This window comes from Mycobacterium sp. NPDC051804 (assembly GCF_044452905.1).
GTDB lineage: Bacteria > Actinomycetota > Actinomycetes > Mycobacteriales > Mycobacteriaceae > Mycobacterium.
In genome coordinates, this window is sequence record NZ_JBITCD010000005.1 from 436,366 (window position 1) to 460,390 (window position 24,025).

General features: G+C 65.6%; 28 protein-coding genes. 12 read left to right on the forward strand and 16 right to left on the reverse strand.

The window, feature by feature from the left end:
- The first annotated feature begins 10 nt into the window (after positions 1-10).
- The gene (locus tag ACIA48_RS21835) at positions 11-403 is read left to right on the forward strand and encodes a sterol carrier family protein (RefSeq protein WP_396736223.1); all 393 of its coding nucleotides are present in this window, start codon (positions 11-13) and stop codon (positions 401-403) included.
- Positions 404-621: 218 nt separating this feature from the next.
- On the forward strand, positions 622-2,154 hold the full coding sequence (gene purF, locus ACIA48_RS21840; RefSeq protein ID WP_396736226.1) for an amidophosphoribosyltransferase: 1,533 nt from the start codon (positions 622-624) through the stop codon (positions 2,152-2,154).
- Between the two features lie 22 nt (positions 2,155-2,176).
- Here the strand turns inward: purF and ACIA48_RS21845 are convergent, their stop codons facing one another.
- The gene (locus tag ACIA48_RS21845; protein WP_396736229.1) at positions 2,177-3,115 is read right to left on the reverse strand and encodes an NAD(P)H-binding protein; all 939 of its coding nucleotides are present in this window, start codon (positions 3,113-3,115) and stop codon (positions 2,177-2,179) included.
- 62 nt (positions 3,116-3,177) lie between these two features.
- Positions 3,178-3,615 carry a cupin domain-containing protein gene (locus ACIA48_RS21850; RefSeq protein ID WP_396736232.1) on the reverse strand — a complete coding sequence of 146 codons (438 nt, stop codon included), beginning with the start codon at positions 3,613-3,615 and terminating at the stop codon, positions 3,178-3,180.
- 109 nt (positions 3,616-3,724) lie between these two features.
- Between ACIA48_RS21850 and purM the strand changes: the two genes are divergently transcribed.
- Complete coding sequence (purM, locus tag ACIA48_RS21855) at positions 3,725-4,795, forward strand: phosphoribosylformylglycinamidine cyclo-ligase (RefSeq protein ID WP_396736235.1); 1,071 nt, start codon at positions 3,725-3,727, stop codon at positions 4,793-4,795.
- 3 nt (positions 4,796-4,798) lie between these two features.
- On the opposite strand, the gene ACIA48_RS21860 is transcribed toward purM, so the two are convergent.
- Together ACIA48_RS21860 and ACIA48_RS21865 are read right to left on the reverse strand one after the other, a co-directional pair.
- The gene (locus tag ACIA48_RS21860; RefSeq protein WP_396736237.1) at positions 4,799-4,975 is read right to left on the reverse strand and encodes a DUF3073 domain-containing protein; all 177 of its coding nucleotides are present in this window, start codon (positions 4,973-4,975) and stop codon (positions 4,799-4,801) included.
- Positions 4,976-5,134: 159 nt separating this feature from the next.
- Entirely contained in the window at positions 5,135-6,208 is a 1,074-nt protein-coding gene (locus ACIA48_RS21865; RefSeq protein ID WP_396736239.1) for a YgfZ/GcvT domain-containing protein, read from the reverse strand.
- Positions 6,209-6,240: 32 nt separating this feature from the next.
- On the opposite strand from ACIA48_RS21865, the gene ACIA48_RS21870 reads away from it, so the two are divergent.
- Positions 6,241-7,116 carry an aminodeoxychorismate lyase gene (locus ACIA48_RS21870; protein WP_396736242.1) on the forward strand — a complete coding sequence of 292 codons (876 nt, stop codon included), beginning with the start codon at positions 6,241-6,243 and terminating at the stop codon, positions 7,114-7,116.
- Positions 7,117-7,455: 339 nt separating this feature from the next.
- Here ACIA48_RS21870 and ACIA48_RS21875 read toward each other — a convergent pair whose 3' ends face one another.
- The 8 genes from ACIA48_RS21875 to lmeA form a co-directional block, all read right to left on the reverse strand.
- Positions 7,456-7,722 carry a hypothetical protein gene (locus tag ACIA48_RS21875; RefSeq protein WP_396736244.1) on the reverse strand — a complete coding sequence of 89 codons (267 nt, stop codon included), beginning with the start codon at positions 7,720-7,722 and terminating at the stop codon, positions 7,456-7,458.
- A complete protein-coding gene (locus tag ACIA48_RS21880; RefSeq protein WP_396736247.1) occupies positions 7,722-8,351 on the reverse strand; it encodes an FABP family protein in 630 nt (209 codons plus the stop codon). The genes ACIA48_RS21875 and ACIA48_RS21880 overlap by 1 nt, the downstream gene beginning before the upstream one ends.
- Before the next feature lie 215 nt (positions 8,352-8,566).
- The gene (locus tag ACIA48_RS21885; protein ID WP_163730960.1) at positions 8,567-8,869 is read right to left on the reverse strand and encodes a DUF1416 domain-containing protein; all 303 of its coding nucleotides are present in this window, start codon (positions 8,867-8,869) and stop codon (positions 8,567-8,569) included.
- Between the two features lies 1 nt (position 8,870).
- Complete coding sequence (locus ACIA48_RS21890; protein ID WP_396736249.1) at positions 8,871-9,704, reverse strand: sulfurtransferase; 834 nt, start codon at positions 9,702-9,704, stop codon at positions 8,871-8,873.
- A 34-nt stretch (positions 9,705-9,738) separates the two neighbouring features.
- The gene (locus tag ACIA48_RS21895) at positions 9,739-10,206 is read right to left on the reverse strand and encodes a DUF4395 domain-containing protein (RefSeq protein ID WP_396736252.1); all 468 of its coding nucleotides are present in this window, start codon (positions 10,204-10,206) and stop codon (positions 9,739-9,741) included.
- Between the two features lie 96 nt (positions 10,207-10,302).
- Positions 10,303-10,419, reverse strand: coding sequence for an Ms5788A family Cys-rich leader peptide (locus tag ACIA48_RS21900; protein WP_350310128.1), 117 nt, complete (start codon positions 10,417-10,419; stop codon positions 10,303-10,305).
- Positions 10,420-10,424: 5 nt separating this feature from the next.
- Entirely contained in the window at positions 10,425-10,847 is a 423-nt protein-coding gene (locus ACIA48_RS21905; protein ID WP_396736255.1) for a thioredoxin family protein, read from the reverse strand.
- Positions 10,844-11,659, reverse strand: a complete 816-nt coding sequence (gene lmeA, locus ACIA48_RS21910; RefSeq protein ID WP_396736258.1) for a mannan chain length control protein LmeA — start codon at positions 11,657-11,659, stop codon at positions 10,844-10,846. Before lmeA ends, ACIA48_RS21905 begins: the two co-directional genes overlap by 4 nt.
- Positions 11,660-11,819: 160 nt before the next feature.
- Between lmeA and ACIA48_RS21915 the strand changes: the two genes are divergently transcribed.
- From ACIA48_RS21915 to pstB, 6 genes are all read left to right on the forward strand, one after another.
- Complete coding sequence (locus ACIA48_RS21915) at positions 11,820-12,593, forward strand: winged-helix domain-containing protein (protein ID WP_396736261.1); 774 nt, start codon at positions 11,820-11,822, stop codon at positions 12,591-12,593.
- Entirely contained in the window at positions 12,590-13,528 is a 939-nt protein-coding gene (gene mshD, locus ACIA48_RS21920) for a mycothiol synthase (RefSeq protein ID WP_396736264.1), read from the forward strand. Before ACIA48_RS21915 ends, mshD begins: the two co-directional genes overlap by 4 nt.
- A gap of 101 nt (positions 13,529-13,629) precedes the next feature.
- Positions 13,630-14,763 carry a phosphate ABC transporter substrate-binding protein PstS gene (pstS, locus tag ACIA48_RS21925; protein WP_396736267.1) on the forward strand — a complete coding sequence of 378 codons (1,134 nt, stop codon included), beginning with the start codon at positions 13,630-13,632 and terminating at the stop codon, positions 14,761-14,763.
- Between the two features lie 46 nt (positions 14,764-14,809).
- Complete coding sequence (pstC, locus tag ACIA48_RS21930; protein WP_396736270.1) at positions 14,810-15,859, forward strand: phosphate ABC transporter permease subunit PstC; 1,050 nt, start codon at positions 14,810-14,812, stop codon at positions 15,857-15,859.
- Positions 15,856-16,770 carry a phosphate ABC transporter permease PstA gene (gene pstA / locus ACIA48_RS21935; RefSeq protein ID WP_396736272.1) on the forward strand — a complete coding sequence of 305 codons (915 nt, stop codon included), beginning with the start codon at positions 15,856-15,858 and terminating at the stop codon, positions 16,768-16,770. The genes pstC and pstA overlap by 4 nt, the downstream gene beginning before the upstream one ends.
- Before the next feature lie 22 nt (positions 16,771-16,792).
- Positions 16,793-17,569 carry a phosphate ABC transporter ATP-binding protein PstB gene (gene pstB, locus ACIA48_RS21940; RefSeq protein WP_396736275.1) on the forward strand — a complete coding sequence of 259 codons (777 nt, stop codon included), beginning with the start codon at positions 16,793-16,795 and terminating at the stop codon, positions 17,567-17,569.
- Positions 17,570-17,638: 69 nt separating this feature from the next.
- Here the strand turns inward: pstB and phoU are convergent, their stop codons facing one another.
- The 4 genes from phoU to ACIA48_RS21960 all read right to left on the reverse strand — a co-directional run bounded on the left by phoU (position 17,639) and on the right by ACIA48_RS21960 (position 22,886).
- On the reverse strand, positions 17,639-18,304 hold the full coding sequence (gene phoU / locus ACIA48_RS21945) for a phosphate signaling complex protein PhoU (RefSeq protein ID WP_396736278.1): 666 nt from the start codon (positions 18,302-18,304) through the stop codon (positions 17,639-17,641).
- A 102-nt stretch (positions 18,305-18,406) separates the two neighbouring features.
- On the reverse strand, positions 18,407-20,521 hold the full coding sequence (locus ACIA48_RS21950; protein ID WP_396736281.1) for an LCP family protein: 2,115 nt from the start codon (positions 20,519-20,521) through the stop codon (positions 18,407-18,409).
- Positions 20,522-20,727: 206 nt separating this feature from the next.
- Positions 20,728-21,891, reverse strand: coding sequence for a tRNA dihydrouridine synthase DusB (gene dusB / locus ACIA48_RS21955; RefSeq protein WP_396736857.1), 1,164 nt, complete (start codon positions 21,889-21,891; stop codon positions 20,728-20,730).
- The gene (locus ACIA48_RS21960) at positions 21,879-22,886 is read right to left on the reverse strand and encodes an acyl-ACP desaturase (RefSeq protein WP_396736284.1); all 1,008 of its coding nucleotides are present in this window, start codon (positions 22,884-22,886) and stop codon (positions 21,879-21,881) included. The genes dusB and ACIA48_RS21960 overlap by 13 nt, the downstream gene beginning before the upstream one ends.
- A 194-nt stretch (positions 22,887-23,080) precedes the next feature.
- Between ACIA48_RS21960 and ACIA48_RS21965 the strand changes: the two genes are divergently transcribed.
- Both ACIA48_RS21965 and ACIA48_RS21970 read left to right on the forward strand, forming a co-directional pair.
- On the forward strand, positions 23,081-23,512 hold the full coding sequence (locus ACIA48_RS21965; protein WP_396736859.1) for a hypothetical protein: 432 nt from the start codon (positions 23,081-23,083) through the stop codon (positions 23,510-23,512).
- Between the two features lie 85 nt (positions 23,513-23,597).
- On the forward strand, positions 23,598-24,023 hold the full coding sequence (locus tag ACIA48_RS21970; protein WP_396736287.1) for a hypothetical protein: 426 nt from the start codon (positions 23,598-23,600) through the stop codon (positions 24,021-24,023).
- Positions 24,024-24,025: the final 2 nt, after the last annotated feature.

Here is a 24,025-nt window from a genome sequence, read left to right on the forward strand (position 1 = left end):
AATCTAAAGTATGCCCACCCCTCGTAGGGCCGATCCGGCAATGACGCGGGCCGCCGTTTCCGTCATCGCCGAGTGGCTGCGCGATGAAACCGAACGCGCTCCCGCGCGCGCCGAACTCGCCGAGGCGGTGCGATTGACGGCTCGCACACTCGCCGCGCTCGCGCCGGGCAACAGTGTCGAGGTCCGCATCCCGCCATTTGTTGCGGTGCAATGTATTTCAGGACCCGCACACCGGCGGGGGAATCCGCCCAACGTGGTGGAGGCCGATCCACGGACCTGGCTGCTGCTCGCGACCGGCCTGCTGGACACTGCGGACGCCGCTGCCGGCGGCGGGCTGACGTTGTCGGGTGCGCGCGCCGGTGAGATCGCGGGGTGGCTGCCGCTGGTGCGCCTCGACGGTTAACTTCGCCACACCTGTGCACGAGCAGATGCTCAGGCCCGGCCCTCAGTGACACTCGGTTGACCTGGCGATTCACCGCCCGGTCCTCGACACGCCAGGAATTTTCCGACACGCCGAGGTCGTTGTTTTTCTCGACGACATCGCCGGTGTTTTCCGTGATTAACCGGTGATGACCGTAGACTGAACGCGTCTACCCACACCGCCCTGGGAGCAGCCCTATCGTGACCGGCCAGCAGACCGATCAAGAACCCCGCGAAGAATGTGGCGTATTCGGCGTCTGGGCGCCGGGTGAAGAAGTCGCCAAACTCACCTACTACGGCCTCTACGCGCTGCAGCACCGCGGCCAAGAGGCCGCCGGCATCGCCGTCGCCGACGGTTCCCAGGTGCTGGTGTTCAAGGATTTGGGCCTGGTCAGCCAGGTCTTCGATGAGCAGACGCTGGCTGCGATGGAAGGCCACGTCGCCGTCGGGCACTGCCGGTATTCGACCAGCGGATCCACCACCTGGGAGAACGCGCAGCCGGTGTTCCGCAACACCGCAGCTGGCACTGGCGTCGCCCTCGGTCACAACGGCAACCTCGTCAACGCCGCCGATCTGGCCACCCGGGCTCGCGAGGCAGGCCTGCTGGGCACCCGCGGCGCCCCGGCGGCCACCACTGACTCCGACATCCTCGGCGCACTGCTGGCCCACGGCGCCGCTGACGCAACGCTGGAGCAGGCCGCACTCGAACTGCTGCCGACCGTGCGCGGCGCGTTCTGCCTGACCTTCATGGACGAGAACACCCTCTATGCGGCCCGCGACCCTTATGGCGTGCGGCCGTTGTCGTTGGGGCGTCTGGACCGCGGCTGGGTCGTGGCCTCGGAGACGGCGGCGCTCGACATCGTCGGCGCCTCGTTCGTCCGCGACATCGAGCCCGGTGAGCTGCTGGCCATCGACGCCGACGGCGTGCGTTCGACCCGCTTCGCCAACCCGGAGCCCAAGGGATGCGTCTTCGAGTACGTGTACCTGGCCCGGCCCGACAGCACCATCGCCGGCCGCTCGGTGCACGCCGCCCGCGTGGACATCGGCCGCCGGCTGGCCCGCGAGATGCCTGTCGACGCCGACCTCGTGATCGGTGTGCCGGAATCGGGCACCCCGGCCGCCGTCGGTTACGCGCAGGAGTCCGGCATCCCCTACGGGCAGGGCTTGATGAAGAACGCCTACGTCGGGCGCACGTTCATCCAGCCGTCGCAGACCATCCGTCAGCTCGGTATCCGCCTCAAGCTCAACCCGCTCAAGGAAGTGATCCGCGGTAAGCGGCTCATCGTTGTCGACGATTCCATCGTCCGTGGCAACACGCAGCGGGCGCTGATCCGGATGCTGCGCGAGGCCGGTGCCGTCGAGGTACACGTGCGCATCGCGTCGCCGCCGGTGAAGTGGCCGTGCTTCTACGGCATCGACTTCGCCACCCCGGCAGAGCTGATCGCCAACGCCGCCAGCACCGAAGGCGATGCGGGCGAGATGCTCGAGGGTGTGCGGCACGCCATCGGAGCTGATTCGCTAGGCTACATCTCGCAGCGCGGCATGATCGCGGCCACCGAGCAGCCAGCATCGCGGCTGTGCTCGGCGTGCTTCGACGGCAACTACCCGATCGAGTTGCCGGGCGAAACGGCGTTGGGCAAGAACGTCATTGAGCACATGCTCGCCACCGCGGCCCGTACCGGTATCCCGCTGCAGTCCGACAACGACAACGTCTCTGCGCTCAGGCGTCCCTGACGGCTCGGCCGTCGTAGCGTCCTTAGCCTTTACGGCCGGCCCTTGCCCACTGCGGATCGCTCGGCAGCGGGCCATGATTCAGCGCGTAGGCGATCGCATCGCGGTATCCGGTGAGACCGCCCGGCGGCGGTCCGATGACGGCGTCGATGTCGTGTTCGTCCATCACCGCGTCCACCTCGAGCGATTCGATCAACGGTCGCGCTAGGCCTGGCGGCATGGGTGTGACGAGACCGATCCAGAGGCTGGCGATCGTCGGCGTCAGGAACGGAATCGCGATGATGATCCGCCGCCTCAACCCGGCCACCTGCGCATAGACCTGCATCGCTTCGCCGTACTCGAGTGCGTCCGGTCCGCCGATATCCCAGGTGCGCGACTCGGGAACGTCGGCTGTGGCGGCTTCGGCGAGGTAGTGCAGGACATCGTCGATCGCGATGGGCTGAATCCTGTTGTGCACCCACTTCGGAGTCGTCATCGCCGGCAGGCGGTTGGTGAGGTGGCGCATCATCTCGAATGACGCCGAGCCGGAACCGATCACGATCCCCGCCTCGAACACGACGGTCTCGATGCCGGACTCCAGCAGGATCTCACCGACCGCGACCCGTGAGCGCAGATGCGGCGACAGCTCAACCCCCGATGGGTGCAGCCCACCCAGGTACACCAGCCGCTTCACGCCGGCACTTCGCGCCGCCTCGACGACGTTACGAGCCGACTCCGCCTCCGCCGCGACGAAATCCTTCGAGGTGCCCATCGAATGCACCAGGTAGTAGACGACGTCGACGCCGTCGAAGGCCTGTTTCAGCGAGTCCGGATCACTCAGGTCGCCTCGTGCGACGTCGACCCGGTCCCGCCACGGAACGTCGGCGAGCTTGTCGGGGTTTCGCGCCAGCGCCCGGACAGGGTGGCCGCGACCGACCAGTCGCGGCACCAACCGGCCACCGATGTAGCCGGTCGCACCGGTCACGAGGCAATGGGACTTGTCAGCAGACACCCACGCGTAATGGCCGTTCTGTGCGCTCGGCAAACCTAGATGGGGCAGCCAGGCGGCGGCGGGACGTCGAATGTGGTGGGAGTTCCCGCCGGGAGGATGTAGTCGACCCACAGCACCACCGGAACCGGCCCCAGGTTGCGGCCGTTGTGCGCATGGTCCGGCCCGGATCCTTCGGTGACCGCAGCGCCCGTCGGGTCGACGACGTCCTTGCAGTCGGCCAGCGTGCGGGTCAGGGTGCCCTCCCTGACGACGCCGAACACCCGGCCATCGTGATAGTGCCAACCCGTGCTGCCGCCGGGCTGGATCGTGATCCGCTTGGTGATGTAGTCGATGCCGTCAACCGTCGATTGGTTGATGACGACCGAATCGACCATGACGGGTGGGGTCGCGACGGCGGCCGCCGGAGCCACCATGGCGGCTGCGGCAGTCAGGACCACGGGCAGGACAGGCGTGCACCAGCGAACAAGTTTCATGGTCGGACACATTCTCATACCCTGCGTGCCGTTCGTGATGGTTCGGACTGAATGCCATTCCGGGAGGACGATCAACCTCGCGACGTCATCACCGGTAGCCTTGTGGCCGATGACCGAACGCGCCGAACCTGCCGGCATCTCCTACGCGTCGGCCGGGGTCGATATCGAAGCCGGTGACCGCGCCGTCGAACTTCTGAAACCGCTGGCCAAGAAGGCCACCAGACCTGAAGTGCGGGGCGGTCTCGGCGGCTTCGCCGGGCTGTTCGCACTGCGCAGTTACCGGGAACCCGTGCTGGCGTCATCCACCGACGGCGTCGGGACCAAGCTTGCCGTTGCCCAGGCGATGGACAAGCACGACACCGTGGGCATCGACCTCGTCGCGATGGTCGTTGACGACCTGGTGGTATGCGGCGCCGAACCGCTGTTCCTGCAGGACTACATCGCGGTCGGGCGCACGGTTCCCGAGCGGATCTCCGAACTTGTGGCGGGCATTGCCAACGGATGTGTGATGGCGGGTTGTGCCCTGCTGGGCGGGGAGACTGCCGAACACCCCGGCCTGATGGCTCCCGATCATTACGACATCTCCGCGACCGGGGTCGGCGTCGTGGAGGCCGACGACGTGCTGGGTCCCGACCGGGTCAAGCCCGGCGACGTGCTCATCGGGATGTCGTCGACCGGTCTGCACTCCAACGGCTACTCACTGGCCCGCAAGGTCTTGCTGGAGATCGACCGGATGAACCTTGCCGGACATGTCGAGGAGTTCGGGCGCACGCTGGGCGAAGAGTTGCTGGAGCCGACCCGTATCTACGCGAAGGACTGTCTCGCGCTGATCGCGGAAACGCAGGTCCGCACCTTCTGCCATGTGACCGGCGGCGGGCTGGCCGGCAACCTCGAACGGGTTGTCCCGCCCGGACTCACGGCTGAAATCGACCGTGGCACATGGACTCCCGCGCCGGTGTTCACGATGATCGCGCAACGCGGCCGTGTCGAGCGTGTCGAGATGGAAAAGACATTCAACCTAGGCGTCGGCATGGTTGCCGTCGTCGCGCCGGAGGACACCGATCGCGCGCTGGCCGTCCTGACGGCACGCCATCTCAACTGCTGGACTCTGGGGACCGTCACCAAGGGCGGTAAGGACAGCCCACGAGCCAAGCTCGTGGGCCAGCACCCGCGCTTCTAGGGTTCAGCGACGCCAGTCGTCGTCGTCGAGCGAATCGTCGTCGGACAACCTGTCGGTGCCGTTGAGATCGTCAGCGCCTGCAAGTTCGCGCTGTAGTTGTCCGAAATCGGTCTGCGGTGAGCTGTACTTGAGCTCACGAGCGACCTTGGTCTGCTTTGCCTTTGCTCGGCCGCGGCCCATGGGGGACCCCCTCGCGCAATAACGGAGCGGCCCAAATTTCAGGCGGCTCCGATCTGAGTGTGTTTTATCGTCCTGCCAACACTTTACCGTGCCGCGGAGCGGTGTGCTGGCAGGCCCGTCCGGACGGGCTCGAGCACGCGACCCAGCGAATATCGCCACTCAGCGTGGGCCACCCCGCAGCTGCTCGACCGCGACGCGCCCGGCACCCGTCACGTCGGGCGGCGGTATCGAGTCGGCGTCGATGACGGCGGCCACCTGCGATTGCCCGCCGGTGATCAGCTCCGTGTCAGCCGGCAGGCCCCGCTTGAGCAGTGCCAGGGCGATAGGCCCCTCGTCGATGTGGTCGATCACGGTGCCGATCCGGCCGACGGTCCGTCCGCCGGCAAGGACAGGGTCGCCGGTCGCCGGCCGGTCGCCGGACCCGTCGAGGTGCAGCAGCACCAGCATTCGTGGTGGTTTACCCAGGTTATGGACACGCGCGACGGTCTCCTGGCCGCGATAGCAGCCCTTGTCCAGGTGTACCGCAGAACCTATCCAGCCGACCTCGTGCGGAATCGTGCGCTCGTCGGTGTCGACCCCAAGCCGTGGCCGCAGCGCGGTGACCCGGTGCGCCTCGTAGGCCCAGACGCCCGCAGCGCGTACTCCGGCCGCGACGAGACGATCGCGCCATGAGTCAGCCTGATCGCGGGGGATGACCAGGTCGAGCTCCACGTCCGGACCGGCCATGCTGCGAAGGAAGCCACCGCCGGGGAGCGCCACGGCCGTCATTTCGGCGGGCAGCGTCGCGATACCGATCGCCTCGAGCACGGACGGGTCGGCCAGTCGTGGGCCGAGCAGCGACAGTACAGCCAGATCGGCGGGTTCGACGACGACGTCAGACCAGAACACCATCTTGCGCAGGTAGGCCGTCAGGGGTTCGCCGCGCCACGACTCGGTGTCGAGATAAGTGACGCCGTTGAGCTCCGTCTGGACCCAGTGATCCTCGACACGACCCTGACCATCGAGGCTCAGATTCTCGGTCACGGTGCCGTCGACGGGATCGCTGACGTGCTGGGTGGAGATGCTGTGCAGCCATGAATTGCGATCCCCGCCGGTGAGGGTGATCACGGCTCGCTGCGATCGGTCCACGAGGACCGCATCATCGGCCGCTGCCCGTTGTTCTCCGAGCGGATCGCCGTGATGCCAGACGGCTCCGGCGTCGGGCCCAGGGTCCGGGGCTGGCACAGCTGACATACCTCAACTTTACGGCGCTACGCTTGCTCCCCATGGCGAGCCAACTTGCGGTCGTGGTCACACTCGACGGTGAACTGCACGACCCGGCCGCCCCGCTGCTGTACGCCGACGACCTCGCCGCCGTCCGCGGCGACGGCATTTTCGAAACATTGCTGATCCGCGATGGCAGCCCCTGTCTGCTGGAAGCTCATCTGGAGCGGCTCACCCAGTCGGCACAGCTGATGGATCTGCCTGCGCCCGACCTGCCGCGGTGGCGTGCGGCTGTGGAGGTCGCGGTGCAACGCTGGCTCACCGACTCCGCGGGCGAGGGTGTGCTGCGCCTGGTGTACAGCCGTGGGCGCGAGAGCGGTTCGCCGTGTACGGCGTTCGCGACCGTCGGGGCGGTGCCGGCCCGGGTGGCCGACGCGCGCAGAGACGGGGTCGCGGCGGTGACGCTGGCACGTGGGCTCTCTGCCGAGGGCACCACCGAGATGCCGTGGCTGCTCGCTGGTGCCAAGACGCTGTCCTATGCGATCAACATGGCCGCGCTGCGGCACGCGGAGCGGTTCGGCGCCGGTGACGTCGTGTTCGTCGGCTCCGACGGTCTGATCCTGGAGGGGCCGCGGTCGACGGTGGTGATCGCCACCGAGGTCGACGGCGCCGCTGCGCTGCTGACCCCGCCGCCCTGGTTCCCGATCCTGCGTGGGACCACGCAGCAGGCGCTGTTCGAGGTGGCGCGTGACAAAGGGTACAAGTGCGACTACCAGCCGCTACGGCCTGCTGATTTGGTTGCGGCACAAGGGGTTTGGCTTGTCTCGAGCATCACGCTCGCCGCTCGGGTGCACACGCTGGACGGGAAGGCATTGCCTTCGTCGCCCCAAGCCGATATTTCTGAGCTCGTCGACGCCGCGATCGTCAGCGATCGCTGAGCGCGTAACCGGCGAAAATCGGTTGTCGCCCTATGCATCCGCGGGTACCGTCGCTCGTACACAGGGAAGGAGGTGGTCCGACAAATTGATTGACTTATGGACATGTGAGGTGGCTGCGAGCTAGCAGCGTCAGGGGATCAGTCCGCCTACGCGCCGGCGAATTCCCCGCAGCCACCCGGCCCCCGAGCCCTCGGTTTTGTCCAACCAGGAACAACGGCTCGGGGGCCGACCCATATCTGGGGAACTCCAGTGGGGGCGCCTGCACCATCCGCGCGCGATGATGCCGCACATGGGCAAGAGGTGGTGATTGGCCGACGCCGGGAGCGCGCCTGTACTGCGCTAGCCGGCCGGCCCAGGGGCCAGCGACGCGCAGGTCTGCATGGCCTCGTTCCACTTGTCGGGATCCACGCCCGGCGGGGGTCCAGCGGGGCCGGGAGCCGAGGGCACTCCGTGCTCACTGAGGCACTGCGCCAGTGAGCCGTGACCGGTCGGTGCGACCGATGACTCTTCGGTGGTGGACTGCTCAGCCGGAGGATTCGACGAGCACCCCGCCAGGATGCCTGCGGCGACCAAGGTGTGCGCCGCGGCCAACCATGTCAACCGCATCAGCCCACGTACCTCGACAACCGCGCGGACAGGTGCGGCACCAGGCCGCCGTCGGCGTCTACACGTTCCTCGACATAGGCCAGATCACCGCCCTCGATGATCCCGTAGAGCCGCTTGGCTCCGCCGACGAGCATGCCGGACTTGGTGCGTGCCAGGGCGTCGGTGGCCAATTCCCACGATGCCTGGTTCAGCGGCCGGCCGTAGAACAGTTCGACGAAGCCGACCGAGTGGGCCAGCAGCAGCTCGATGGCCTGGGATTCGGATGGGTCACCCGGGTCGTCGACGAACCGCCAGAATCCGGACTCACGCAGTGACGCGCTGTCGAACTCGCCCTCCTCTGTGATGCGCCACGACCTGGCCTCCCAGATCAGATAGTCGCCGCCGTCGTGCGAGACCACGATCTGCTGGCCGAAGCGGTAGTCACCTTCGGGGCCGCGGCCCTCTCCCTCGCCGCGCCACACACCGACGAGCGGCAGCAGCGCGAGCAGCGCATCGTTGAGGTTCGCGCCCTCGCGAAGATTGGCGGTATCAGCCGGTGCCGGGAGATCGTCAAAGCCGGGAATGTTCCGGGCTGCGGTCGTTTTCGCGCGCTCGGCCGCGGCCGCTACGGCGTCGTCGCCTGACGTCACGACTCGTCGGTGATGAGGCGGTAGAGCGTGTAGAGCGCGAACCAGGTGATGACCACCACCGCGGCGATCAACAGGATCTCGAAAAGCAGCACCACGGCAGGAAGTCTAGTCCGTCGCAGTAGCTGGTTCCGAACTGAGGTCGTACGCGAGCGTGCGTGATTGCTCACTTTTCGGCGGCATGTCGCCTGCCGACACGCACGCTCGCGTCAGGAACCTCAGGCGACCTTGACGTCGACCTCGTGGATCCCCGCGCCGGACGGTGCGATGCTGGCATCGCCGTTGCCGGCGGGCGACAGCGCACGCAGGGTCCAGGTGCCGGGGGCGGCGAAGAACCGGAAATCGCCGGTAGCCGACGCGACGACCTCCGCGGTGAACTCGTCAGAGCTGTCCAGCAGCCGGACGAACGCGCCGCCGACCGCCTGGCCCGCGTCGTCGACGACACGTCCGGTGATCACGGTCTCCCGCTCGAGGTCGACGCTCGAGGGCAACGTCAGACCTTGCTTCGGTGCAGAGCACATATCAACTTCCCAACTCGATCGGGGCTCCCACGAGAGAGCCGTATTCCGTCCAACTTCCGTCGTAGTTCTTGACGTTCTGGTGTCCCAACAGCTCCTGCAGCACGAACCAGGTGTGCGACGAACGCTCACCGATTCGGCAGTAGGCGATGGTCTCTTTCTGACCGTCGAGCCCGGCCTCGGCGTACAGCTTGGCCAGGTCGTCGTCAGACTTGAAGGTGCCGTCCTCGTTGGCCGCCTTGCTCCACGGCACATTGATCGCGGAGGGGATGTGGCCGGCCCGCTGGCTCTGCTCCTGCGGCAGGTGTGCGGGCGCGAGGATCTTGCCGGAGAACTCGTCGGGTGAGCGCACGTCGACCAGGTTCTTCTCGCCGATCGCGGCGATGACCTCGTCGCGGAAGGCGCGGATCGCGTTGTTCGGCGCCGCGGCACTGTACGAAGTAGTGGGACGGTCGGCGACTTCCGTCACCAGCGGGCGACCGTCGAGCTCCCACTTCTTGCGTCCGCCGTCGAGCAGTTTGACGTCGTTGTGGCCGTACAGCTTGAAGTACCAGTACGCGTACGCGGCGAACCAGTTGTTGTTGCCGCCGTACAGGATCACGGTGTCGTCGTTGCTGATGCCCTTGTCGGACAACAGCTTCGAGAACTGCTGCTGGTCGACGAAGTCACGCTTGACCTGGTCTTGCAGCTCAGTTTTCCAGTCGAGCCTGACAGCGCCGGCGATGTGGCCGCCCTCGTAGGCGGTGGTGTCCTCGTCGACCTCGACGAAGACGGTGTTCGGCGCATCGAGATTGCTCTCGGCCCAGTCAGTCGTGACCAGGACGTCGGAGCGTGCCATGTAGGAGATCCCTTCGGTTGCTTGCTATTTGAAGTTATGCGGGGTGGGGGCGGAAACGTGCGACGAGCGGATAGATCTGGCAGCCAAGGCAAATGCCGAAGGCTGCGTTGAGGAAGGCCGCCACGAGTGCGAAACCGGTGGCGACCAGTCCGAGCAGCGGAACTCCGGCGGCGAAACCGGCGACGCCCACAGCTGCGAACACGAAACCGACGAGCTGGGCGAACTTGAGCGGGGGTACCGGCTCCCTCTCGGTGGCCGGTCCGAGCCGGGGGGCCACCAACGACCGGAACACCAGGCCGTACGGGTGCTGCCGTGGCCCGCGCCACGCGCCGATCGCGAACACCACGGTCTGCACCCCGAGAATCACAGCGGCGGCTTCCGGGCTGACAGCCGACACGAGCAGTGTCGCGATGAGGACGGCGGTGGTAGCCCATGCCGCGAAGCGCGGACCCCGCACGTCCACCTGGTCAGGCGGGGCGCTGACGTTCGTGCTGATTGACATGAATGTGCTCCTGTTGCATGGATGGGCTGGCTGGAATGGGAGGGCAGGCCACAAGGGGCCGCTCCCGAGTGCGGCGCGAAAGAAAAGCGCGGCTACTCAGCAGCTACAACAACAACAGCAACAACCCGCGACGCGGCACAGATCGACTGCGCGGCGCTTGGTGAGCATCGGCTCAAGGCGGGCGGACACGAGCGACAGCTTACCCAATGACATGGTGATCAAGCCAACAGTGGTTCCAGCGCGGACCGCAGGTCAGCGGGCTTGGGAACGCCGTGGGTGCGAAAGCGCGGCCGCCCGTCGGCATCGAAGACGATCGTGGTGGGCAGGGATAGCACCGAAAGCCGCCTGGCCGCTTCCGGATTGGCGTCCATGTCGATCTCCACGTGCGCGACCCCGGGCAGCTCGTCGCATACCTGCTCGACGACCTTCCGCACGCCTGCGCATGGCCCGCACCACTCTGCGCTGAAATGCAGCACAGTCGGCCCCGTTTCGGATAATCCAAGGTCACTGGTGTCGACGTTGGCGGCGTCCTCGCTCGCCTTGATGAGCCCGGCCCGCAGCGTGAGCAGCCTGCCGATCACATAGGCCAGCCCGAGCGCGCCGACTAGCACGACGATCGCCACGACCCATGAAGAGCTCATGACAGATTGAACCCGCTCAGCGGCACGGTTACTCCCTCGGCGATGCCTTCGATGATGAGATCGGAGCCGCGGGCGCCCTCAGCGGTGGGCGCGAGCCCGAACGGGAGCTTCTGCCCGGGCAGGCTCGTGGAGAACGCGGCAAGCACGTCGTCCTTCTTGTCGTCGGGAACGGCCTGGTCAGCGGTGCCCGCACCAGTCAGCACGTCGGTGGCGGTCAAAACGAGGGTGGTCTGACTTGGCCCGACGATCGACAGGTCCACCGCGATGCTGACCCTCTTGTCGAAGCCCGCGGACTTCGGGGTCCCCGTGAACACCACTCCGCGATTGCTGGATATGCCTGATTCGGTGGTGCCGCCCGTGGAGTCGTTACTTTCCCGCGTCGGCGCCTCGACCAGCAGGTCCGGAATGTCCATGAATCGGCCGACGTGGGTGGAATCGATGATGATGCGGCTCTCCGCCTTGCCCACCCTCAGCTTGGCTTCCGGGTTGACCAGCCACGACGAGTCCAGGAGGTCGATCGAATGCAACGTGACCTCCAGCGAGGCCTTACCGACCACGGGGTGGCTGACACCGGCGGCGCGAATCTCCACCTCGTCGTAATGGCGGTCGGCCGCCTGGGGAATGAACGGAAAACCCAGAATCCCCACCGATGGGTCCCAGGCCAGGTCAGCGGCGCTTCGCACGCTCCTGGCCAGGCGATACTCGGCGTAGATGGCGGCGCCGAAATCGGCTCCGAGGGCGCCCACCACCACGGCGGTCGCGGTCGCCACAACACCGATCAGCAGCTTTCGCACCCGCACATTCTTGCCCACTCGCGCCCGCTGGGCCGCATTGAGTCAGCTGACCAGGAGGTGTCGCGCTATCGTTAGGTGACCATCGGCCGGGTAACGGCTGTATGTCAGGCATGAATCTGGGAAGTCACCGACCGACATTGTTGTCCAGGCGAGGTCCCCATGGCTGCTGGAGGGCCAGTTGGATCTACTGCTACTGACCGTCGATCCCCATCCGGAATCCGTCCTGCCCTCGTTGTCGCTACTCGCGCACAACGTGCGGACGGCGCCGACCGAGGTTTCCTCTCTGTTAGAGGCCGGCAATGCGGACGTGGCCATCGTCGACGCGCGTACTGATCTGGCCGCCGCGCGCGGCCTGTGTCGTCTGCTCGGCACCACCGGTACGTCGGTGCCGGTGGTGGCGGTCGTCAACGAGGGCGGCCTGGTGGCCGTCAACGTGGAGTGGGGTCTCGACGAAATTCTGCTTCCGAGCACCGGGCCCGCCGAGATCGATGCGCGGTTGCGCCTACTGGTCGGGCGCCGCGGAGGCGCGGCCAACCAGGAGAACGTCGGCAAGATCAGCTTGGGCGAGCTAGTCATCGACGAGGGCACCTACACCGCGCGGTTGCGCGGCCGGCCGCTGGACCTCACCTACAAGGAATTCGAACTCCTGAAATACCTCGCGCAGCACGCGGGCCGGGTGTTCACGCGCGCGCAGTTGCTTCAGGAGGTCTGGGGCTACGACTTCTTCGGCGGCACCCGCACGGTCGATGTGCACGTACGGCGTCTACGGGCCAAGCTCGGCACCGAGTACGAGTCGCTGATCGGCACCGTGCGCAACGTGGGATACAAGGCGGTTCGGCCCGCGCGAGGCCGGGCACCGGCGCCGGCCGCCGATGCGTCCGAGGAACCAGGCGACCCCGACGAATTCGACGCGATACCCGAGCCACTTGCCGACCCGCTGCACAGTCAGTGACCCGTCCGGCCATCGACTGGCGGACGAGCCTGTCCCCCGACGATCAGGTGCACGTTCGCGAGCTCATCGACGCCGCCACGGCGGTCGACGGTGTCGCCCCGGTCGGCGACCAGGTGCTGCGTGAGCTGAGCCACGACCGCACCCGGCACCTACTCGCCGTCGACGGTGAGGATCGCGGGAACATCGTGGGATACCTCAACTTGGCGCCTGCCGACGAACAGACTTCGGCGATGGCCGAACTCGTGGTGCACCCGTCGGCGCGACGTCGCGGAATCGGTTCGACGATGGCGCGGCAGGGGCTAGCCGAGGGCGGTGCCGACGCCAGGATCTGGGCGCACGGCAACATCGAGGCCGCGCGTGCGACCGCTGCGGCACTGGACCTGGTCACCGTGCGGGAGCTGCTACAGATGCGCCGGCCGCTCGTGGACCTGCCCGCGACGACCGTCCCCGACGGCGTGCGCATCACCACGTATTCCGGGCCCGGTGATGACGCAGAACTGTTGCGCGTCAACAACTCCGCATTTGCCTGGCATCCCGAGCAGGGCGGCTGGACCGATGTCGACATCGAAGAGCGTCGCGGCGAATCGTGGTTTGACCCGAACGGACTCTTCTTGGCGTTTGACGAGACGACCGAGAAGCTGTTGGGCTTCCATTGGACGAAAATCCATTCCGCGTCCCGCGGCGAAGTCGATACTCCCGATCTCGGCGAGGTCTACGTCGTCGGCGTCGACCCCGAGGCGCAGGGTCGTGGAATCGGCGCTGCGTTGACCCTCATCGGGCTGCATCACTTGGCCGAGGCTCTAACAGCGAGTTCACAGTCAACAGTGATGCTTTACGTCGAAGCAGATAACTCCGCGGCGGTGAAGACCTACCGACGGCTTGGGTTCGATGTGAAATCCGTCGATGCCGCTTATGCGTATTCACCTGTGAACTAGCTGGACCTGTTCACCGGCCGTTCATTTTCCATGCCCGCACTGTCCACCGCGGCCGCATACGTTGCCGGGGAGTTCAAAGCCGTCAACCGAAAGTGGGATAAGTGAAGCTCAACAGCATTGGCAAGAACGTCGGCATGACGTTGTCTGTGGCGGCGATCGCTGCGCTGACGCTGTCCGCGTGCGGTAGCGACAACAACGCCGGCAACACCGGCAGCGGCGGTGGCGAGGGATCATCCTCTTCCGCCGATTGCGGCGGCAAGAACTCCGTCACCGCTGAGGGTTCGACGGCCCAGCAGAACGCGATCGCAGAGTTCAATAAGGTGTGGGGCCAGAGCTGCTCGGGCAAGAACCTCTCCTACAACCCGACCGGTTCGGGTGCAGGTCGCGAGCAGTTCATCGCGGGCAACGTCGATTTCGCCGGTTCTGACTCCGCGCTGAAGGAGGAGCAGATCGCTGCGGCCGCCGAGCGCTGCGGTGGCAACCCGGCGTGGAACCTGCCGCTGGTGTTCGGTCCGATCGCGATGGCCTACAACGTCCCAGGCGTCGACAAGCTGGTGCTCAACGGCGACACGCTCGCCAAGATCTTCCAGGGTCAGATCAAGAAGTGGAACGACCCCGCAATCGCCGCGCTCAACGGGGGCGCCACGCTGCCCGACACCGACATCACCCCGATCTTCCGGTCGGACTCCTCGGGCACCACCGACAACTTCCAGAAGTACCTCGAGGCCGCCTCCGGCGGCGCGTGGACCAAGGGCGACGGCAGCGAGTTCCAGGGCGGTGCCGGTGAAGGTGCGCAGAAGTCCGCCGGTGTCGCGCAGGCCGTGCAGGCGACCCCCGGTGCCATCGGCTACGTGGAGAAGGGCTTCGCCGATCAGGCTGGCATTTCTTACGCGCAGATCGACAACGGTAGCGGCGCAGTCGAATTGACCGACGAGTCGGCAGGTAAGGCCATCGATGCGGCCAAGTTCGCCGCTGAGGGCAATGACCTGACGTTGGACCTCGCGTCGCTGTACGGCACGCAGGAGGCTGGTGCCTATCCACTGGTGCTGGCCACCTACGAGATCGTCTGCTCGAAGGGTTATGACGCGGAGACCGCAGCAGCGGTGAAGTCGTTCCTCACGGTGGCTGCTAACGATGGCCAGGCGAACCTGTCCGCCGCTGGCTACGTTCCGCTGCCTGACGCCTTTAAGGAGCGCTTGGTGACGTCCATCGACGCCATCAGCTCGACATCCTGATCTGTGGCGCGGCAGCACCAAAACGGCGAAGATGGGTGCCTGAGAAATGACCGATAGGGTCGAAGTGACAACACCGAATCCATTGGACGCAGGTTCAGGCGAGGCACTAGCGATGCCTTTCGGCGAGCCCGAGCCCATCTCCACCGATCCGTCGAAGAACGCCAAAGTGCGGATGGGGGACCGGATCTTCCGCTGGCTTGCGGAAGGTTCGGGAATCCTGATCGTCGTCATCATCGCGGCGATCGGCTTCTTCCTCCTATGGCGTGCGATCCCGGCGCTGGCCCGCAACGACGCGAACTTCTTCCTCTACAGCGGTAACTGGGTCACCACGAACACGTCCGCGATGAAGTTCGGCATCCTCGACCTGCTGCAGGTGACGGTGTTCGTCTCGGTGTTCGCGTTGCTCCTCGCCATGCCGGTGGCGTTGGGCATCGCGATCTACCTGACTCAGTACGCGCCGCGCCGGGTATCGGGTCCGCTCGCCTATATGGTCGATCTCCTGGCCGCCGTGCCGTCGATCATCTATGGCGTGTGGGGTCTGTATGTCCTTGCGCCGGTGATCAAACCGCTGGCGGTGTGGTTGAACGAGAACCTCAGCTGGTTCTTCTTGTTCCAGACCGGCAACGCGTCGGTGGCTGGCGGTGGAACGATCTTCACCGCCGGCATCGTGCTGGCGGTGATGATCCTGCCGATCATCACCGCGGTCGCGCGCGAGGTGTTCATCCAGACTCCGCGCGGGCACATCGAGGCGGCGCTCGCGTTGGGTGCCACGCGGTGGGAGGTGGTCCGTACGACAGTGCTGCCGTTCGGTCTCTCCGGTTACATCAGCGGTGCGATGCTCGGCCTGGGCCGCGCCCTCGGTGAAACGATCGCGCTGCTGATCATCCTGCGCGGTACGCAGCAGGCGTTCGGATGGTCGCTGTTCGACGCGGGCTACACATTCGCGAGCAAGATCGCTTCGGCCGCTTCTGAATTCAACGACCAGTACAAGGCGGGCGCCTACATTGCCGCCGGCCTGGTGCTGTTCATCCTGACCTTCGTGGTGAACTCACTGGCCCGCGCCGCGGTGTCCGGAAAGGACCGGTCCGCATCATGACCTCGACATTGGACAAGCCGGTCAAGGCGCCCACCTTCCAAGGTGTCAGCCTGCGCCGCAAGGTCACCAACAACGTTGCGACCGTGCTCGTGACGGCCTCGGTGGTCGTCGCGGTGATCCCTTTGGTGTGGGTGCTGCTCACGGTCATCGTGAAGGGCTTCGGCGTGGTGACGTCGAGCACCTGGTGGTACAACTCGCAGGCGGGTATGACGGCGTTCCAGGCGGGCGGCGGTGCGTATCACGCGATCGTGGGCACCCTGCTGCAGGGTCTGGTGTGCGCCATCATCTCCATTCCGGTCGGCGTGTTCGTCGGCATCTATCTGGTGGAGTACGGCGGCGGCACCCGGCTGGGCAAGGTGACGACCTTCATGGTCGACATCCTCACTGGTGTGCCGTCGATCGTCGCCGCGCTGTTCATCTACGCGCTCTGGGTCGCCACACTCGGCTTCCAGAGGTCGGGCTTCGCGGTGTCGCTGGCACTGGTCTTGCTCATGATCCCCGTCATCGTGCGTTCCACCGAGGAGATGCTGCGCATCGTCCCGATGGATCTGCGCGAAGCCAGCTACGCGCTGGGTGTGCCGAAGTGGAAAACCATCTCCGCCATCGTGATTCCGACAGCGCTGTCGGGCATCGTCACCGGCATCCTGCTCGCGCTGGCTCGGGTCATGGGCGAGACGGCACCGCTGCTGATTCTGGTCGGCTACGCCCAGGCAATGAACTTCGACATGTTCAGCGGCTTCATGGGTTCACTGCCAGGCATGATGTACGACCAGACGTCAGCGGGTGCCGGCGCCAACCCGGTGCCCACCGACCGGCTCTGGGGTGCGGCCTTCACGCTGATCGTGTTGATCGCGCTGCTGAACGTCGGTGCCCGGTTCATCGCCAAATTCTTTGCCCCTAAAAAGGTCTGAGCAGGTTTAGGAGAAATTCGAAATGGCCAAGAGGCTGGATCTCAAAGACGTCAACATCTACTACGGCTCTTTCAAGGCGGTCGCGGACGTGGCGCTGTCCGTTCAGCCCCGCAGCGTGACCGCGTTCATCGGCCCGTCCGGCTGTGGCAAGTCGACGGTGCTGCGGACGCTGAACCGCATGCACGAGGTCATCCCCGGCGCCCGCGTCGAGGGCTCGGTGTTGCTCGACGGCGAGGACATCTACGGCGCCGGCGTCGACCCGGTGGGCGTGCGCAAGACCATCGGCATGGTGTTCCAGCGCCCGAACCCGTTCCCCACCATGTCGATTCGCGACAACGTGGTGGCCGGTCTGAAGCTGCAGGGTGTGCGTAATAAGAAGACGCTCGAAGAGGTCGCCGAACGCTCACTCAAGGGTGCCAACCTTTGGAACGAGGTCAAGGACCGGCTCGACAAGCCCGGCGGCGGCCTGTCCGGCGGTCAGCAGCAGCGGCTGTGCATCGCCCGCGCCATCGCGGTGCAGCCCGATGTGCTGTTGATGGACGAGCCGTGCTCGGCGCTCGACCCCATCTCGACGCTGGCCATCGAGGATCTCATCGCGGAACTCAAGCAGGACTTCACGATCGTGATCGTCACCCACAACATGCAGCAGGCCGCCCGCGTCAGTGACCAGACGGCATTCTTCAACCTCGAGGCGACCGGCAAGCCCGGCATGCTCGTCGAGATCGACGACACCGAGAAGATCTTCTCCAACCCGTCCCAGAAGGCGACCGAGGATTACATCTCCGGCCGCTTTGGTTAACGCTACGGCGACAAGCGAAAGCCCCCGATTTCTCGGGGGCTTTTTGCTTTTTCGATTGAGGCGGAAAAGCTAGCGCGAGGCCAGCTGGTCCCCTTCCGGAAGGTTTCCAGTGGCCTGGAAGATGACCCGCCGCGCGATCTCGACCGCGTGGTCGGCGAAGCGCTCGTAGAACCGGGACAGCAGGGTCACATCGACCGCAGCGGTGACGCCGTGTTTCCACTCCCGGTCCATCAGCACGGTGAAAAGGTGCTTGTGCAGATCGTCCATCGCATCGTCTTCTTCGCTGATGCGTGCGGCCTTCTCGGGGTCGCGGGTGAGCAGCACCTCTTGTGCGCTATTGCCCAATTCGACTGCCACCCGGCCCATTTCGGCGAAGTAGCCGTTGACCTCTTCGGGCAGCGCGTGCTGGGGATGGCGGCGCCGGGCGATCTTGGCGACGTGCAGGGCCAGGGCCCCCATCCGATCGACATCGGCGACGATCTGGATAGCGGTGACGATCGAGCGCAGATCGCCTGCCACCGGCGCCTGGAGCGCCAGGAGCACGAACGCGGCTTCCTCGGCCCGTGCGCTGCTGGCGATGATTTGCTCGTGGTCGCTGATGACCTGCTCGGCCAGGACGAGATCGGCCTGCAGCAGAGCTTGGGTTGCGCGCTCCATTGCCGCACCGGCCAGCCCGCACATATCGCCGAGCTGTTCGGATAGCTGATCCAACTGGTCGTGGTACGCGGTTCGCATACGTTCACCCTACGGTCTGAGCAGGTCGGACGTCACGGCGTGCAGGGTGAACGCCAAGTGAATGGCACATGCCCAAAAGCTGACGTGGCTACGCGGACAGCACTATTCGCAGGTCGTGTCCGCGGCATTGGTGACGGTGAGATCCTCGGGCAGGTTGGTCGGAGTGCTGCTGGAGCCGTGAACGACGTGCACCTGCACCGGAGACCCACTCATGGGAGGCGAACTCACCGCGTAGAAGTCGCTGCCGAGCACCACCTGCACGACGTCGCCGAGGTTGGTGGCCCGTTCGATGGTCGAGTTGGGGAATGACGCGGCGACGGTCGCGGCTGCCTGCTCGTTGCCCGGCGAGAAGAACACCGTCGTGGTGTCCAGCGGACCCGGGTAGTCGTCGGGCGTAATGACATTGAACCCGTGCGTCTGGAGTTCGCCGGCCGCCGTCGCACCGAGGCCGTCCTCACCGGTCGAATTCGACACCTGCACGGTGATGTCGTTCGGGTTGGTCGTGATCGTGTCGACGAGTTCGGTCGGGGTTGCGGCGTCCTGGCTCGGCGCCTGGGTCTGGCTTTCAGGCGTGCCGGGCACCGGGGTGTTGTCGGCGTTCTTCTCCTCGGGCAGTGGATCATCGTTGATGATCGCGTCGAAGATGGCCCGGTTGTCTTCCTCGCGGAGATGCTCGTTGCCGTACTCGTCCATGTATCCGGTAGTCGGCACCGTGAGGAAAGTGATTCGGCCCGCAGCGATGCCTTGGATCGATTGGCCAAGCGTGACGAGGTCTTTGGTGTCCATGTTGTCGACGTAGCTGTCGTTGATGAACATGTTGACGACGTTGTTGAGCTTGGACAGCGAGAAGAACACTTCCCTGGAGATCATCGAGCGCAACAGCGAGGACAGGAACAGCTGCTGACGTTTGATGCGGCCATAGTCGCCGTTTGTCTCCGTCGTGACCTGGCGGGCCCGCACGTACTGCAGTGCGGTGTGGCCGTCGATTGTCTGGCGGCCGGCGTTGGGCAGCACGGTGCCCAACTCGTAGTCCTCCAGCGGGGTGGTGCTGCACACCTCGACACCGCCGAGTGCGTCGACCATCTTCGAAAAGCCTGCGAAATCCACTGCCATGAAACGGTTTACGTACAGGCCTGACAACTTCTGGACGACCTTTACCAGGCACTTCGGGCCACCGACCGCATATGCGGAGTTCAGCTTGTACTCGGTGTAGACCTTGTCGGCCCCGTACATGGGGGATTCGGGGTCGGTGATCGGGCCGTATTCCCCGGTTTGGGGATCCCACGGCTCGCACTGCATCGGCTCGATCGCCAGATCGCGCGGAAACGACACTGCGACAACGCGTTCACGGTTCGCGGGGATATTCACCAGCATCACCGTGTCGGATCTCGCGCCAGCGGCCTCGTCGGTGGTCCCCGCACCCATGTCGACGTTTTCGCCCATGCGGCTGTCCACGCCGACGATCAAGAAGTTCTCGTCACCGAACTGTGCGTTGGGGTCGAGGATGTCGCGGGAATCGGGATCGAGTGCGGAGATCCGGTTGAGCATGTTGTTCTTCGCCGACTGCCACTGCCACGCCCCACCAGTGAGGGCAAGGGCGAGCACGGCGATCAGGGCGGTGACCACGCGGCCAACGACCATCGACCTGCGATGCCCTCGTCGTGGGTGATGCTCATCGGTCCGGCGCCGGCCCGAGCCGATGTGTGACGGCGGTACGCGCCCCGGCCGGTGGGCCGAGGTCAGGTCCGGTAGCTCGGCGTCGACCGCGGGGATGATCTCGGTGTCGAAGTAGTCCTCGACCTCGGGCGCTTCGATGGGCGCTTCGAGGTGCGGTTCGTCGGGTCGTTCGTGCCGGCCGTATGCGGGCACGGCGTCGATGATTTCGGTCGGCGGAGCCGGCGGTGGTGCGGACGTCGGCGGAGCCGGCGGTTGTGCGGTGACTTCGGGCCGGTGCCGCTTGAGTTCTGAGGGGACTGCCTGGGCGCCGTTGAGCTTGGCGATCAGGTCGGCAACCGTGACCCCGTCGGTGTGGTTCCCGGGCGTCGATTCAGCTGCCGATTCGTCGTCGCCGGAAACGCGTGCGCGCTCCCACGGCGCGGCGCCTGGCGATGGCTGGGCACTTCGGGTAAGCCATTGATGGGTCTCGGACGGGCCGTCCGGCGACGACGACTCATCCCGGCCATGACGGCCAGGAGTGGCGTTATCGCCGTCACTCATCCTTCTACCGGCCTCCGACTCATCAACCGCCGTACGCGACGTTGCTCCGACTTACGCGGGCGCTTCCTTACAGGTCACAGCACCCAGCGGCACCTTGGTGGCCCCGACGCTGGAGCCGATTTACGAACGAGACTCATATCGTACTGAGACATCCTGAGAGATGTGATGTCAGAGTCGTCTCAGGTGGGAGACGACTTTGAGACAAACTAACCTCCTGAATGCATGACCTCAGCACCCGCTGGAACGGTGCAGTCGTCGGGGTCCGTTAGCCAGCCCTCGGGTAGCGACACCGCGGCGGGTGAACCCTGCCGGCCCCGTGGCCCCGTCGCCGCGGTCGGGAACGGAACCTCCGGATCGAGACCTTCGAGAAGCGTTCGTAGTTCTGCCAGGGTCTTGACCAGCGCCAACGCCCGTCGCAGGTCGGCACCGGCGGGCAGGCCGTGCAGGTACCAAGCGATGTGCTTACGAATGTCGCGCATGCCCTTGTCCTCGCCGAAATGGGCGGCGAGGAGTTCGCCGTGGCGCAGTATGATCGCCGCGACCTGGCCCAGATTCGGCGGGATGGCCGCCGCGGTACCGGTGAAGGCCGCCGACAATTCGGCGAACAGCCAGGGGCGACCGAGACAGCCTCGGCCGATGACCACGCCGTCGCAGCCGGTCGCGTCCATCATGGCCAGCGCGTCAGCGGCTTCGAAGATGTCGCCGTTGCCGAGCACAGGAACCGTGGTGACGTGCTGTTTCAGCGCCGCGATCTGCTCCCAGTCCGCCTCGCCGGAGTACCGCTGGGAGGCAGTGCGCGCATGCAGCGCGACGGCGGCCGCACCTTCCTCGGCGGCGATCCGGCCCGCGTCGAGATGGGTGTGATGATTGTCATCGATCCCGATCCGGAATTTGACCGTGACGGGGATGTCAGTGCCCTGGCTCGCCCGCACCGCCGCTGCGACGATCTGGCCGAACAGCTTGCGCTTGTATGGCAGCGCCGCACCGCCGCCTCGCCGGGTGACCTTCGGGACCGGGCACCCGAAGTTCATGTCGATGTGATCGGCGAGGCCCTCGTCGACGATCATCTTGGCTGCCAGATAGGTGTTGTGCGGATCGACGGAATAGAGCTGAAGCGATCGCGGTGTCTCGTCCTCGGCGAAGGTGACCATGTGCATGGTCGACGGATGACGTTCGACCAGCGCCCGCGCGGTCACCATCTCGCATACGTAAAGCCCGCTGACCGTGCCGGCCCTGGCCAGCTCCAGCTCCCGGCACAGCGTGCGGAAGGCGACGTTGGTGACGCCCGCCATCGGCGCCAGCACGACAGGACTGCGCAGCGCGATGGAACCGATCCGCAGAGCGGGACGAGCGTCGGTCAGGACGCTGATGAGGTCACCAGGAGATTCTTGGCGGCCTTCTTCTCGGCCACCTTCGCGATGCGTTCGAGCCTGCGCTGCTTGGCGACCTCGAACTTCACGCAGGTGTCCTCGAGTTCCTCGACATGCGCGGCCAGCTCGTCGCGCAGTCGGCAGGCCTCACCGGTGAAGTCGTCGCGCTCAAAGATGCGCCACTTCTTGAGCACCGGCATCACCACATCGTCGAGGTGGATCCGCGGATCGTAGACACCGCCGGAGGCGATCGTGACCGCCTTGCGACGGAAGTCCGGGATCGTGTATCCGGGCATCTTGAAGTTGGTCAGCACCTTGTGCAGCGAGTGCATCGCCTGGTTGGGAGCGATGTCGAACCCGGCGGCCGAGACGTCGCGGTAGAAGATCATGTGCAGGTTCTCGTCGGCCGAAACACGTTGCAGCAGTTGGTCGGCGACGGTTTCGTTGCACGCCTTGCCGGTGTTGCGGTGCGAGACGCGGGTCGCCAGCTCCTGGAACGTCACGTAGATGACGGAGTCGAACAGCGAGTCGGCGAACAGGTCGGCCTCGATCTGCTGGTTCTGGCCGGGGGAGAAGCCGCGGGTGACCTGCTCGATGCGCAGCTGCTCGAGCTCGACGGGATCGATAGAGCGGGTGACAACGAGGTAGTCACGCAACGCAATGCCGTGCCGGTTCTCCTCGGCGGTCCATCGGTTCACCCAGAAGCCCCACGGTCCATCCATGCTGAAGTTCATCGCGATCTCGCGGTGATACGACGGCAGGTTGTCCTCGGTCAACAGGTTGGTCAGCATCGCCACCTGGGCGACCTCGGAGAGCTTGGACTCCTCGGGATCCCAGTCCTTGCCGCCGAGGGCGTAGTAGTTCTTGCCGTCCGACCACGGGATGTAGTCGTGCGGGTTCCAGTCCTTACGCATGGTCAGGTGTCGGTTGACGTTCTTCTCGACCACTGGCTCGAGCTCGGTGAGCAGCTGTAGGTCGGTCAGGTCTTTCGACATGGGCCCCTCCCGAGTTATCTGTACCTGTTGGTTGCACTCAATATATCTGTGTACCCCGGTGACATTCAAGTCGCCACGCTGTGTGTCACATAGGCAACACAGGACCCACTTGCATTGGCTAATATTTCGCCGGGCAAACAATTTGCGGCCCGGAAGCCAGGCGAAGACGAGTCGGAGGACGGGCACAAGTGGACATGCTCAAGATCGTTACCGGCGGGATGCTGGCGGCCGCAGTCGCGAGTGCCGGAATGTGTTTGGGCGCGGGGACCGCGAACGCTGCCCCGGATGTCGTCAATCGCACCTATAACGACGCCAAGCGGATGATCCAGCAAGCAGGTGGCACCGCGGTCATCGCGACGCGAACTGGCGCGGCGCTCGAAGACGGAAAATGTTTGGTGGTGAACGCCTGGGATGCCGGTTATCAGCGCATTGTCCGGGGCGGCATGCGGGCGAACAACGAGGTGCTGGTCGCCTTGAACTGCAACGGTGTTCTCGCTGGACCGGGCTCTTCGGGCAACTCCGTGGCGAGTCCGGTCGGTCGTGAGGCAAAGCTCGAGGCCGAGCAGGAAGCGGCCAAACGAGCAGCACAGCAGCGGCAGGCCCAGACGGCAGCGCCGAACGGATAGCTTCTGCGGTAGCGGCGCACGCCAGGAGGCCATAGGCTACGGTCATCAACCGTTTAGGTCCATGGACTGTGGAGGTCGGGCGCACGTGAAGAAGCTCATCGTTCTTGGGGCCGGCTCGGTATTCGCCGTCGCGGCTGCGTCGTCTCTGTTGTTCGGGGCGGGCATCGCAGCAGCCGCCCCTGATGTCGTGGGCGACAAGTACTCGGATGCCGAAGAGGCGATCAAGGACGGTGGAGGCACCGCGGTCGTCGCGTCGCGTTTCGGCGACAAGCTCGACGAGGGTGACTGCATCGTCACCAATGCCTGGGATGCGTCGTTCCTGCGTATCGACTCGTCCGACGATTCTCAGGTCAACGTTGTGTTGAACTGCAGCGGCGCCTACGCCACGGCTACCAATCCCGGCGCGTCGACGCAGAATCCGCTCGGTCGCGAGGCCAAGTCCCAGGCTGAAGAAGAGGCCGCGCAGCAAGAAGAGGAAGAGCTCGCGGCGCCCGAAACGCCTGGCGAATAGCG